The 12,889-nt window shown below is 70.6% G+C and carries 8 protein-coding genes; 3 read left to right on the forward strand and 5 right to left on the reverse strand.

Annotated features, from left to right (window positions below):
• Nucleotides 1-27: 27 nt before the first annotated feature.
• Genes nikE through MUY14_RS13740 form a run of 4 tightly spaced genes read right to left on the reverse strand, consistent with a single transcriptional unit; the run spans nucleotide 28 to nucleotide 5,421 of the window.
• Complete coding sequence (gene nikE, locus MUY14_RS13725) at nucleotides 28-1,680, reverse strand: ABC transporter ATP-binding protein (RefSeq protein ID WP_247023375.1); 1,653 nt, start codon at nucleotides 1,678-1,680, stop codon at nucleotides 28-30.
• The gene (locus MUY14_RS13730; RefSeq protein WP_247023376.1) at nucleotides 1,677-2,573 is read right to left on the reverse strand and encodes an ABC transporter permease; all 897 of its coding nucleotides are present in this window, start codon (nucleotides 2,571-2,573) and stop codon (nucleotides 1,677-1,679) included. Before MUY14_RS13730 ends, nikE begins: the two co-directional genes overlap by 4 nt.
• Nucleotides 2,570-3,595, reverse strand: coding sequence for an ABC transporter permease (locus MUY14_RS13735; RefSeq protein WP_247023377.1), 1,026 nt, complete (start codon nucleotides 3,593-3,595; stop codon nucleotides 2,570-2,572). Before MUY14_RS13735 ends, MUY14_RS13730 begins: the two co-directional genes overlap by 4 nt.
• A 2-nt stretch (nucleotides 3,596-3,597) precedes the next feature.
• Nucleotides 3,598-5,421: an ABC transporter substrate-binding protein gene (locus tag MUY14_RS13740; RefSeq protein WP_247023378.1), complete on the reverse strand. Its 1,824-nt coding sequence runs from the start codon at nucleotides 5,419-5,421 to the stop codon at nucleotides 3,598-3,600.
• Between the two features lie 169 nt (nucleotides 5,422-5,590).
• Between MUY14_RS13740 and MUY14_RS13745 the strand changes: the two genes are divergently transcribed.
• Together MUY14_RS13745 and MUY14_RS13750 are read left to right on the forward strand one after the other, a co-directional pair.
• Nucleotides 5,591-6,418: a M55 family metallopeptidase gene (locus MUY14_RS13745; protein ID WP_247023379.1), complete on the forward strand. Its 828-nt coding sequence runs from the start codon at nucleotides 5,591-5,593 to the stop codon at nucleotides 6,416-6,418.
• On the forward strand, nucleotides 6,411-7,700 hold the full coding sequence (locus MUY14_RS13750) for a M20/M25/M40 family metallo-hydrolase (protein ID WP_247023380.1): 1,290 nt from the start codon (nucleotides 6,411-6,413) through the stop codon (nucleotides 7,698-7,700). The genes MUY14_RS13745 and MUY14_RS13750 overlap by 8 nt, the downstream gene beginning before the upstream one ends.
• On the opposite strand, the gene MUY14_RS13755 is transcribed toward MUY14_RS13750, so the two are convergent.
• A complete protein-coding gene (locus MUY14_RS13755; RefSeq protein ID WP_247023381.1) occupies nucleotides 7,690-8,322 on the reverse strand; it encodes a bifunctional 2-polyprenyl-6-hydroxyphenol methylase/3-demethylubiquinol 3-O-methyltransferase UbiG in 633 nt (210 codons plus the stop codon). The two genes, MUY14_RS13750 and MUY14_RS13755, sit on opposite strands and share 11 nt — an antisense overlap.
• A 245-nt stretch (nucleotides 8,323-8,567) precedes the next feature.
• Here MUY14_RS13755 and MUY14_RS13760 point away from each other — a divergent pair, with 245 nt between their 5' ends.
• The gene (locus tag MUY14_RS13760) at nucleotides 8,568-12,884 is read left to right on the forward strand and encodes a GH92 family glycosyl hydrolase (RefSeq protein ID WP_247025125.1); all 4,317 of its coding nucleotides are present in this window, start codon (nucleotides 8,568-8,570) and stop codon (nucleotides 12,882-12,884) included.
• The last annotated feature ends 5 nt before the right edge of the window (nucleotides 12,885-12,889 follow it).

The raw sequence follows: 12,889 nt of genomic DNA on the forward strand, positions 1-12,889 counted from the left end.
CCGCGCCTGGGCGGGCTTCCCGCAGTGTCAGGTTTCCACGGTGCGGCGCTGGGCCGTGCCGCCGGGCAGGGCGGCCAGCAGGGACTTCGTGTACTCGTGGTGCGGGTCGAGCAGGACCTGTTCCACCGTCCCGGTTTCGACCAGCTCGCCGCGGTACATCACGGCGACGCGGTCGGCGATGTTCCAGGCCAGCCCGAGGTCGTGGGTGATCACCAGCGCGGCCAGGCCGAGTTCGCGGCGCAGCCGCAGCAGCAACCCGAGGATCTCGCCGCGGACCGACGCGTCGAGGGAGGCGACCGGTTCGTCGGCCACCAGCATCGACGGCTCGAGCGCCAGGGCACCGGCGATGACGACGCGCTGGCGCTGGCCGCCGGAGAGCTGGTGCGGGAGCCGGTCGGCGTACTTCTCCGCCGGCCGCAGTTCCGCGGCCTCCAGTGCCCGGTGGACGACCGCGCGCTCGTCGGCGAGCTTGTGGATCCGCGGGCCTTCGGCGACGGCCTCGTACACGGTGTGGGCGGGGTTCAGCGCGCTGGTCGGGTCCTGCAGCACCAGCTGGACCTGGCGGCGGTAGGCCTTGAGGCCGGCGCCGGAGGCCGGGACCGGCTTGCCGTCGTAGCGGACCACGCCGGAGTCGGGTTTCTGCAGGCCGAGCAGCGTCCGGGCGAGCGTTGTCTTGCCGGAGCCGGACTGGCCGACCAGCGCGACGATCTCGTCGCGCGACACCGTGAGGTCGACCCCGGCGACGGCGTCGATCCGCTTGCCGGTGCGGTCGCGGAAGGACACGCGCAGGTTCTCCGCGGCCAGCAGCGGCTCGCCGCCGGCGACGCGGTCGGCCGGTTCGGGCAGTAGCGGGGTGCTGGTCGCCGGCGCGAAGCGGGACACGGGGTCGCCGACGGTCGGGAACGCCGCGGCGAGCGCCCGGGTGTGCTCGTGCTTCGGCGCGCCCATCACCTCGGCGCTGGGCCCTTCCTCGACGATCTGCCCGTCGTACATCACGGCGATGCGCTCGCAGGTCGAGGCGAGGACGGACAGGTCGTGGCTGATCATGATCAGCCCGATGTCCTGTTCGGCGACCAGCCGCGAGAGCAGGGCGAGGACCTGGGCCTGGACGATGACGTCGAGGGCGGTGGTCGGCTCGTCGGCGATGATCAGCCGGGGCGAGCAGGCCAGTGCCATCGCGATCATGACGCGCTGCTTCTGCCCGCCCGACAGCTCGTGGGGGTAGGCGCCGGCGCGGCCCGGGGGCAGGTCGACCTGGGTGAGCAGTTCGGCGACGCGGGCGTCGACCGCGGCGTCGGTGAGCGCGCCGCCCTCGGGCGGGTGCAGCCGGATCGGCTCGGCGATCTGCTCGCCGATCTTGCGGACCGGGTTGAGCGCGTGCATGGCGCCCTGGAACACCACCGACGCCTCGGCCCAGCGGACCGCGCGCAGGCGGCCCCACTTCATGGCGGTGACGTCTTCGCCGTCGAGGGCGATCTCGCCGGTGATCTTCGCCGAGCGCGGCAGGAGCCGCAGCACGCTCATGGCGACGGTGGACTTGCCCGACCCGGACTCCCCGGCGACGCCGAGGGTGCCGCCGGGGTCGAGGGTGAGGTCGACGCCGCGGACGGCGGGCACCTCCTGGTCTCCGACCGCGTAGGTGACGGTGAGGCCGGTGAGCTGCAGCAGCGGGGTGGTCACTTCTTCAACCTCGGGTTGAGCACGGTCTCCAGGCCCCGGCCGACCAGGGTGAAGAAGAGGACGACGAGGACGATCGCGATGCCCGGCGGGAGCACGTTCCACCAGGCGCCGCGGCTGATGGCGCCGTTGTTGAGCGCGCTTTCGAGCACCAGGCCCCAGGTGACGGAGTTGGGGTCGCCGACGCCGAGGAACGACAGGGTCGCGTCGGCGATGACGGAGTTGCCGACCACGAGCGTGGTGTTGGCCAGCACGAGCGGCATGACGCCGGGCAGGACGTGCTTGCCGATGACGTGCAGGTGGCCGCCGCCGAGGGCGTGGGCGCGTTCGATGTAGGGGCGGCTTTCGATGGTCAGCGTCTGCGCCCGGACCAGCCGGGCGGTGCTGGGCCAGGCGGTGAGGCCGATGGCGACGATGATCGTGCCGACGCCCTTGGGCAGCACCGCCGAGAGCGCGATCGCGAGGATCAGCGACGGCAGGACCAGGAAGAAGTCGGTGAACCGCAGCAGCGCGGCCGACACCCAGCCGCCGAAGTGCGCGGCGGCGATGCCGATCAGCGTGCCGATGATGACCGACAGCAGCGCGGCGGAGAACCCGACGAGCAGGGAGATCCGGCTGCCCCAGACGGTCATCAGCAGCACGGACCGGCCGAAGTTGTCGGTACCGAGCCAGAACTCGCCGCTGGGCGGGGAAAGCGGCTCGCCGGTCGCCTTGGTGACGTCGAGGCCGCTCTGGTCGCTGATGAGCGGCAGCAGCAGGGCGACGAGCACGGTGGCGCCGAGCAGGACCAGCCCGACGAGCGCGGCGCGCTGCCCGGCGAACTCCCGCCAGGTCCGGACGATCGACGCGCGCCGCCGGCTCCACGCGATCCGGCGCGGTGTCTCCGCGGTGGTCATGAGGTACGCACCCTCGGGTCGAGCACGCGGTAGAGCAGCTCCGCGAGCAGGTTCATCAGCACCACCGCGCTCGCCAGCACGGTGAACACGCCTTGGAGCACCGGCAGGTCGGGGCCGTGCAGGGCGTCGTAGGTCAGCTGCCCGAGGCCGGGCCAGCTGAACACGGCCTCGACGGTGACCGCGCCGGCGACGACCTGGCCGAACTGCATGAACACCAGCGTGGTGGTCGGCAGCAGGGCGTTGGGGACGGCGTGGCGCTTGCGGACGAGGTCGTCGCGCAGGCCCTTGGCGCGGGCGGTGGTGAGGTAGTCGGCGTTCATCTCCCCCAGCAGCGACGACCGCATGATCAGCATGTACTGGGCGTAGAACACCGCCAGCAGCGTCACGCACGGCAGCACCAGGTGGTGCAGGACGTCGAGGGTCTGGGAGAGGACGTCGGGCGCGGCGTCCGGGGAGTGCATGCCGCGGCTGGGGAACAGGCCGTTGGTCACCACGAGCAGCATCAGGCCGAGCCAGAACTGCGGGACCGACCAGAGGGTCAGGGCGATCCCGGTCTGGGCGCGGTCGAAGAAGCTGTCGCGGCGCCAGGCGGCGCGGATGCCCAGCCACAGCCCGATGAGCACGGCCAGGACGGTGGCGCTGCCGACGAGCAGGATGGTCGGCCAGAGCCGTTCGCCGATCATGTCGGCGACCGGGCGGCCGTTGTTGAGCAGCCGGGACTCGCCGAGGTCGCCGTGCAGCAGGTCCCAGAAGTACTGGCCGAACTGGACGAAGACGGGCTTGTCGACGCCCATCTTCTCGCGCAGCTCGGCGATCTGCTGGGGGCTGGTGACGCGGTCGCGGGTCATCGCGGCGACGGGGTCGCCGGGGAGCATCCGGAAGAGGAAGAAGAACAGGACGACCACCAGCACGACGCTGACGACCGCTTCGAGGACCTTCTGGAGGACGAACCGGGCGGTGCCGGTCCCGCCGCGGTGCTCGTCGGGGTCGACGAGCACCGCGGCTTGTTCGGGGGCGGTCATGCCTACTCGCGGTCTTCCGACGTCTTGCCGCGGCGGCTCAGGACGATCCCGCCGCCGACCAGGACCACCACGACGACCGCGCCGATGACGATCCACAGCACGGTGTTGCCGGAGCCGGAGTCGGCGGTGTTCTCGGTGCCGGCCGGGGTGGCGCCGTAGACGCCCCAGTAGCCGGTCTGCTCGAGGATCGCGCCCTTGGGCTGCGGCTGGGTGGTGAAGCCGGAGAACTTGTCGGAGCGGTAGGCCTCGAGCGCGTTCTGGTAGTCCAGGACGATCGTCGGGTACTGGCTGTAGAGCCGCGCCTGGGCCTGCTTGACGTAGTCGGCGCGCTTGGCGTCGTCGGTCTCGGTCAGCTGCTTCTTGTAGAGCTCGTCGTACTGGGCGTCGCAGAAGAACGTGTCGGTGCTGCCGCCCTTGGCGTCCGCGCTGGGGCGGGCGGCGCAGGTGTGCAGCGAGAGCGCGTAGTCCGGGTCGGGGTTGGTGCCGTAGCCGCCGATGGCAAGGTCGTACTTGCCGGTGGCGGTGCGGTCGGACAGCTCGTCGTCGGAGACCAGGTCCTGCTTGACGGCGATGCCGATTTCCTTGAGCCAGCCGGAGACGTACTGGGCGACGCCCTGGTCGTAGCTGCGGTTGGAGTGGCCGGTCAGGCGCAGTTCCAGCTTGGCGCCGCCGGGGGCGGTGCGGATGCCGTCCGGGCCCTTCTGGTAGCCGGCCTGCTCCAGGGTGGTGTTGGCGGCGGCGAGGTCGAACTTGACCTTCTCGCTGTCGCTGGGGTCCCAGTGGTAGGCGCCGTAGACGGCGGGCACGACGCCGCCGCCGACCTGGCCGAGGCCCTTGAGCACCTTGTCCACGATCGCCTGGGTGTCGACGGCCTGGGTGATCGCCTTGCGGACGTTGATGTCCTTCAGGACGGGGTTGCCGTCACCGATGGGATGGTTGGCGTTGTCCTGGACGCCGAAGTTGATCGACAGCTCGTCGTAGCGGCGGCCCGGGGCGGCGTTGGTGGTGATGCCCTCCTGGCCCTGCAGCGCGGCGAACTGGTTGGGGTTGAGCCGGTTGATGACGTCGACTTCGCCCTGCTTGAGCGCGTTGACCGCGGCTTCGGTGTCCTTGAACTGCAGCAGCTGCAGTTCGTCGACCTTCGGGGCGCCGCGCCAGTAGTCCTTGTTGGCCTTGAACTTGACGTACTCGTTCGGCTTGTACTCGGTGACCTGGTAGGGGCCGTCGGAGACGCCGGCGATGGCCAGGTCGTCGGTCTTCGGGTCCTTGAGGTCGGTGACCGGCTCCCAGATGTGCTGCGGCACGATCGGGACGTCGAGCAGGTTCATGTTGACCTGCACGGTCTTGGTCTTGATGACGAGCGTGGTGTCGTCGGGCGCGGTGACCGTCTCGAAGTTCGCCACGTAGTTGCCGTTGGCGGTGCGGGCGTTCTCGTCGGTGAGCATCCGGTTGAAGGTGTAGGCCGCGTCCTTGGCCGTCACCGGCTTCCCGTCGCTCCACTTGACGCCGGTGCGGATCTTGAACGTCCAGGTCAGCTTGTCCGGCGACGGCGTCCACGACTCGGCGAGCGCGGGCGAGGCCTCGGCCTTCTCGGCGTTCGGGACGGTCAGGAACTCGTAGGTGAACCGGCCGATCTGCGTGGACGCGGCGAGCACGGCGGTGAACGGGTTCAGGTGGTCGATGCCGGTGGTCAGCGCGACGCGCAGCACCTTGCCCTGCTGGGCCTGGGCGGGCGCCGCGAGCGGGACCGCCCCGAGCGCCGCCACGGCGAGCACCGCCGCCACCCGGCCGAGTCTGCGTTGCACATGCACCAAAAACCACCCCATCGTTCGCTTGTGAGCCTCCCCAAGGACGAGAAGTAACCACATACCGGGACAACCGCGCAATATGTTCCCGCCCCGGCAGGTGTCCGATCGTTATCGATCGCTTTCGACGACGCAGCGTGATCGGGGATTCCGCGTCCGGGGCCGGGACGGGCTGGCTAGAGTGCCGGGCATGCGCATCATGATCTCGGCGGACATGGAAGGCGCCACCGGCGTCACCTGGACCGACGACGTCGTGCCCGGATCGCCGCAGTGGGACCGCTTCCGCCGGTTGTTCACCGGCGACGTCAACGCGGTGCTGGCCGGGCTGTTCGACGCCGGGGCCGGGGACGTGCTGGTCAACGAGGCGCATTCGTCGCAGCGGAACCTCCTGCTGGAGGACCTGGACCCGCGGGCGCGGATGCTGACCGGGCGGCACAAGCCGATGTCGATGATGCAGGGCATCGATTCCGGTGTGGACGGTGTCGTCTTCCTCGGTTACCACGCCGGTGCCGGGTTCGACGGAGTGCTTTCCCACACCTACCTGGAGAACCAGATCACCGGGGTCTGGCTGGACGACGTCCCGGCGAGCGAGGGCAGGCTGAACGCGGCGGTGGCCGCCGAGTACGGCGTCCCCGTCCTGCTCGTTTCGGGTGACGACGAAACGTGTGAAGACGCCCGTGACTACGCTCCGGAGGCGGAGCTGGTCCAGGTGAAGGAGTGCGTGAGCCGGTACGCGGCGATCTGCCTGCCGCCGGCCCGCACGGCGGAGCTGCTGACCGGCGCGGCGGCCGACGCGATGGCGCGGGCCGGGCGCGAGGAGCGGCGGGTCCGGGCGCACCGGATCGAGGTGGAGTTCGACGCGAGCCACCTGGCGCAGGCGACGGCGGTGATCCCGACGGTGGAGCAGATCGGCACCCGGCGGGTCGGGTTCGACGCGCCGGACATGACCGAAGCGATGAAGGCGTTCAAGGTCGTCACGGCGATCGCGGCGGGGGCGGTGCAGGGCATCTATGGCTGACGTCGTCGAACTGTGCGCGGACCTGATCCGGTTCGACACGACCAACCGCGGCGGCAACGACGCCGAGCCCGAGCGCCCGGCCGCGGAGTACGTGGCCGCGTTCCTGGCCGGCCTGGGGATCCCGTCTCAGCTCCTCGAAGCGGCGCCCGGGCGGGCCAGCGTGATCGCGCGTGTACCCGGCACGGACCCGTCGCTGCCGGCGCTGCTGGTGCAGGGCCATCTGGACGTCGTCCCGGCGGACGCGGCGGACTGGTCGGTGCCGCCGTTCGCGGGCGAGGTGCGCGACGGGTACCTGTGGGGCCGCGGCGCGACCGACATGAAGGACTTCGTGGCGATGGTGCTCGCCGCGCTGGCGAGCGGCGTGCGGCCGCGGCGTGAGCTGGTGCTGGCGTTCGTCGCCGATGAGGAGGACCGCGGCGAGTGGGGCGCGCACTGGCTCGTCGCCGAGCACCCCGAGCTGTTCGAAGGCTGCGTGGCGGCGATCAGCGAGTCCGGCGGCTACACCTACCACGTCCCGGCGGCCGACGGCCGTGACGTGCGCCTGTACCCGGTGGGGACGGCCGAACGCGGCACGGCGCACCTGCGCCTGACCGCCCGCGGCCGCGCCGGGCACGGTTCGCGCCCCAATGCCGAGAACGCCGTCACCCGGCTGGTGGGCGCGTTGCACCGGATCGCGGCGCACGAGTGGCCGGTGTCGCTGACCCCGGCGGTGCGGGCGTTCCTGGAACGCACCGGCGCGGCGCTGGGCGTCCCGGTGGACCTGTCCGATGTGGACGCGACGGTGGCCGCGCTGGGTCCGGCGGGTTCGCTGGTGCTGCCGACGGTCCGCACCAGCACCACCCCGACGATGCTGGACGCCGGCTACAAGGTGAACGTCATCCCGTCGACGGCGACCGCGCAGGTCGACGTCCGGGTGCTGCCGGGCACCGAGGAGTCGTTGTTCGCGAAACTGGACGAACTGCTCGGCGAAGGGGTGACGCGGGAGTTCGTCGCGCACCAGCCGCCGGTGCAGGCGCCGGTGGACTCGCCGTGGTTCTCGGCGATGGCCGACGCGCTGCGGGCGGAAGACCCCGAGGCCGTGGTGGTGCCGTACTGCCTGGGCGGCGGGACGGACGCGAAGGCGTTCGCGCAGCTGGGCATCGACAACTACGGGTTCGCGCCGCTGTGGCTGCCGAAGGGCTTCCCGTACCGGGCGATGGCGCACGGCGTGGACGAGCGCGTCCCGGTCGAAGGCCTGCACTTCGGGACGCGGGTGCTGTCCCGGTTCCTGGCTACCGCGTGAACTCGGCCCAGTAGCGGCCGCCGTCGCGGATGGTTTCCAGGCTCACCAGGTGGACGCCGTCCTGGGCGATCGAGGCGATCTCCGCGCGGTTGAACGGCCACGGCGGGCCGACCCACGTCTCGGTGTCCGTGCTCTCCTCCGCGACCTCGGAGACCAGCAGCGTGCCGTCCGGGGCGAGGAAGCCGGCCAGCGCGGACAGTGCCTTCGGGCGGTACTCGCGGGGCATCGCCTGGACGTTGATGATCTCCACGACCAGGTCGAACGCGTGCCGCCACTCCCCCGGCGGGGCGAGCAGGTCGGCCACCACGTAGTCCACCGCGGAGTCCGGGAAGCGGGCGCAGGCGGCCTTGACCGCGGTCGGGGCGACGTCGAACGCCGTCACCGCCCAGCCGTGGGAAGCCAACAGCTCGGCGTCGTCGCCGAGGGCGCTGCCGACGACCAGCGCGCGGCGGCCTTCACCCGGCTCGACCCAGTCGGCGAGGTCGGCGTTGGGTTCGCCGCGGGTCCAGGGGACTTCCGCCTCGCCGCGCTCGGCGGCGGTGTAGAGCTGGTCGAACCAGCCGGTCGGATTGCCTGCGGCGAGGGACGCCCGGGAGAGGACCCGGTCGGCGGGGTCGGTCATGGCGGTGACCTTACCGATCGGGTGAACTGGCCGGGATCCGGTTACCGCGCGCGGTCGGACCGGGGAGTCCGGTGGCCCGGTCGAGTGCCCGTCAACGGGGCCGGGGCCGTCGAGTTGTCCACTTCTGGCCAGGTTTGACCGGCAGCCTTGACATCGATGTCACCCGCGCGTTTGTCTTCCTGGGCGCCGCCGGTCCCCGCCTGCGCGGCGCTTGATGAACCCGCCCTCCAGCACTGGGAGCAATGATGCCCCGAAGCGCCAGACCACCGGTCGCTTTCCTGGTGACCGCCGCCGTGGTCGCCGCCGGCCTGGTCGCCGTCCCCGCGGTCCCGGCCGCCGCCGACGAAGCTCTGCCCGCCGATTTCTCGTCCTCGTTCGAAGCCGGTGACGTCCAGCCGACCTGGACCGACACCGTGGACACCGACGCCGCAGGCAAGCCGCGCGCGTCCGGGATCAACGGCGCGAACGGCACCGCCATCCCCGGCGACATCCGCGGCAAGGTCACCGAAAGCAGCGCCAGCAGCGAGAACACCAGCGGCGGCGAGGTCGTGTCGAATCTCTTCGACGGGACCACCGACACGAAGTGGCTGTCCTGGGACCCGACCGCGTGGGCGCAGCTGTCGCTGTCGGAGCCGACGTCGATCACGCACTACGCGCTGTCCTCGGCCAACGACTTCGACAACCGCGACCCCAAGGACTGGACGCTGCAGGGCTCGAACGACGCCCTCACCTGGACCGACCTCGACAAGCAGGCCGACCAGGCGTTCACCGCCCGCTTCCAGCAGAAGGACTACACGCTGGCCGCCCCGAGCGCCGCGTTCAAGTTCTTCCGGCTGAACGTCACCCGCAACAACGGCGGGCCGATCCTGCAGCTCTCGGAGCTGCTGCTGGCCAACGACGAGCCGGCGCCGCCGCCGCTGCCGAACATGCGCAGCTTCACCGACTCCGGCCCGACCAGCGGGTACACGAACAAGAACCGCGTCGGCTACACCGGGCTCAAGGCGTTCCGCTACTCCGGCAGCCAGACCGCGGAAGGCCACGGCTGGTCCTACAACAAGGTCTTCGACGTCGACGTCCCGGTCGTCGCCTCGACCGAGCTGTCCTACAAGGTGCAGCCGCAGTTCATCACCGGTGACCTGAAGTACCAGAGCACGAACGTGGCGATCGACCTGGTCTTCACCGACGGGACCCGGCTGCGCGACCTCGGCGCGACCGACCAGTACGGCTTCCCGCTGACGCCGGAGGGCCAGGGCAAGAGCAAGGTCCTCTACACCAACCAGTGGAACCTGGTGCGCTCGGCGATCGGCACGGTCGCCAAGGGCAAGACGATCGACCGGATCCTGGTCGGCTACGACAACCCCGACGGCCCCGGTTCACTGCAGGGCTGGCTCGACGACGTCAAGATCTCGGCGACGCCGACCCCGCCGGCCAGCACCCGCCCGAGCGACAACGTGCTCACCACGCGCGGCACGATGGCCAACAGCACGTTCTCCCGGGGCAACAACTTCCCGGCGACCGCGGTGCCGCACGGCTTCAACTTCTGGACGCCGGTGACCGACGCCGGGTCCGACAGCTGGCTGTACAACTACAGCACCCAGAACAACGCGGACAACCTGCCGGCGCTCCAGGCGTTCAGCGTGAGCCACGAGCCGAGCCCGTGGATGGGTGACCGGCAGAGCTTCCAGGTGATGCCGTCCGCGGCCGCCGGGGTGCCCGACGCCAACCGCGACAAGCGCGCGCTGGCGTTCAAGCACAGCGACGAGACCGCGCGGGCGCACTACTACGGGGTGCAGTTCCAGAACGGGATCAAGACCGAGATCGCCCCGACCGACCACGCGGCGGTCATGCGGTTCGGTTTCCCGGGCGCGGACTCGAGCCTGATCTTCGACAACGTGAACAACTCCGGCGGGCTGACGCTCGACCCGGCGACGGGCACGCTGTCCGGCTTCACCGACGCCAAGAGCGGTCTGTCGGCCGGTGCGGGGCGGATGTTCGTCTACGCCACCTTCGACAAGCCGGTCACCGCGGGCGGCAAGCTCACCGGGCAGGGCCGCGACAACGTCACCGGCTACCTGCGGTTCGCCGCCGGCGCCGACAAGACCGTGACCATGCGGATCGCGACGTCGCTGCTCAGCGTCGAGCAGGCCAAGAAGAACCTGGCCCAGGAGATCGCCCCGGCCGCGACCTTCGACTCCGTCCGCGACGCCGCGCAGCGCACGTGGGACGACCAGCTGAAGGTGATCGAGGTCGAGGGCGCGTCGAAGGACCAGATCACGACGCTCTACTCGAACCTCTACCGGCTGTTCCTGTACCCGAACTCGGCGTTCGAGAACACCGGCACGACCGAGAAGCCGGCCTACAAGTACGCGAGCTTCGTCTCGCCGAAGGCCGGGGCGGACACCCCGACGCAGACCGGGTCGAAGATCGTCGACGGCCAGACCTACGTCAACAACGGGTTCTGGGACACCTACCGCACGACGTGGCCGGCGTACTCGCTGCTCACCCCGGACATGGCCGGGAAGATGGTCGACGGGTTCGTGCAGCAGTACCGCGACGGCGGCTGGATCTCGCGCTGGTCGTCCCCGGGCTACGCCGACCTGATGACCGGCACCAGCGCCGACGTCGCCTTCGCCGACGCCTACCTCAAGGGCGTGAAGAACTTCGACGTCAAGTCGTTCTACGACGCGGCGCTGAAGGACGCGACGGTGACCCCGCCGAACAACGCGGTCGGCCGCAAGGGCGTCGACGAGGGCATGTTCCTCGGCTACGCGCCCAACACCGCCGACCACGGCTTCTCGTGGTCGATCGAGGGGTACGTCAACGACTTCGGCATCGCGAACCTGTCGAAGAAGCTCTACGACGAGGCCCCGGCGAGCGACCCGCGCAAGCAGGAGTACCTGTCGAACTACGAGTACTTCACCAGCCGCGCGCAGCAGTACGTGAACCTGTTCGACCCGAGCGTCGGGTTCTTCCAGGGCCGGGACGCGGCGGGCAAGTTCAGCCGGTCGCCGCAGGACTACGACCCGCGGGTGTGGGGCATCGACTACACCGAGACCGACGGCTGGGGCATGGCGTTCTCCGTGCCGCAGGACGGTCAGGGCCTGGCGAACCTCTACGGCGGCAAGGCAGGGCTGGCGAAGAAGCTGGACGCGTTCTTCGCCGACCAGGAGACCGCGAACTTCCCCGGCTCCTACGGTGGCGTGATCCACGAGATGCGGGAGGCCCGCGACGTCCGGATGGGCCAGCTGGGTCACTCGAACCAGGCCTCGCACCACACGCTCTACATGTACGACTACGCGGGCCAGCCGTCGAAGACGCAGGAGAAGGTCCGCGAGGCGCTCTCGCGGCTCTACACCGGCAGCGAGATCGGCCAGGGCTACGCGGGTGACGAGGACAACGGCGAGCAGTCGGCGTGGTGGACCTTCAGCGCGCTGGGCTTCTACCCGCTGCAGATGGGCAGCCCGGACTACGCGATCGGGTCCCCGCTGTTCAAGAAGGCGACGATCCACCTGGCCGGCGGCAAGGACCTGGTGATCAACGCGCCGAAGAACAGCGCGAAGAACGTCTACGTCCAGGGCGTGAAGGTCAACGGCAAGGCGTACTCCTCGACGTCGCTGTCGCAGGACGTCATCGCTCGCGGCGGGGTCATCGACTTCGACATGGGCCCGAACCCGTCGAAGTGGGGCACCGGCCCGAACGACGCGCCGAAGTCGATCACCCAGGGCGACGCCGTCCCGGCGCCGCTGCACGACGAGACCGGTCCCGGCCGGGGTACGCTGTCCACTTCGGACGGTTCCGACGCCAAGGCGCTGGTGGACAACACGTCACGCACCCAGGCCGCCGTCACCGGGGCCGTGCAGTACCAGCTCAACAGCACCGACGAGGCTGTCACGAACTACACGCTGACGTCCCAGACCGGTGCGGGCGACCCGAAGAGCTGGACGCTGAAGGGCTCCTACGACGGCAAGACGTGGGCGGTGGCCGACCAGCAGGCGAACCAGGCGTTCAGCTGGCGGCAGCAGACCCGCGCGTTCAAGGTCGCCAACCCGGCGCACTACGCGTACTACAAGCTCGAAGTGACCGCGACCAGCACCGGCGCCCCGGCGCAGCTGGCCGAGTTCGAGCTGCTGGGCAAGCCGGACGCGGCGTGCACGAAGACGGTGACGGGCACTCAGTCCGGTCCGCTGTCGGTGACGTCGGGCACGGTGTGCCTGCAGGACGCGACGATCTCCGGCCCGGTCACGGTGGGCGGCGGCGCTTCGCTGATCGTCCGCGGCGGCCAGATCAAGGGCCCGCTCGCGGCGACCGGCGCCGCGCAGGTCGTGCTGAACCGCACGAAGGTGGGTGGCCCGGTGGCGATCACCGGGGCGACGGGGACGGTGTCGATCGAGCTGACCGACATCGCCGGCCCGGTCGCGCTGACCGCCAACCACGGCCCGGTCCTGACGTCGAGCACGGTGGGCGGCCCGCTGGCGTGCGCGGCGAACTCGCCGGTCCCGACGGACCACGACCTGCCGAACACGGTCCGCGGCCCGGTCGCGGGTCAGTGCACGAAGATCTAGCCCGG

The sequence above is a fragment of the Amycolatopsis sp. FBCC-B4732 genome (assembly GCF_023008405.1).
GTDB classification, from domain to species: domain Bacteria; phylum Actinomycetota; class Actinomycetes; order Mycobacteriales; family Pseudonocardiaceae; genus Amycolatopsis; species Amycolatopsis pretoriensis_A.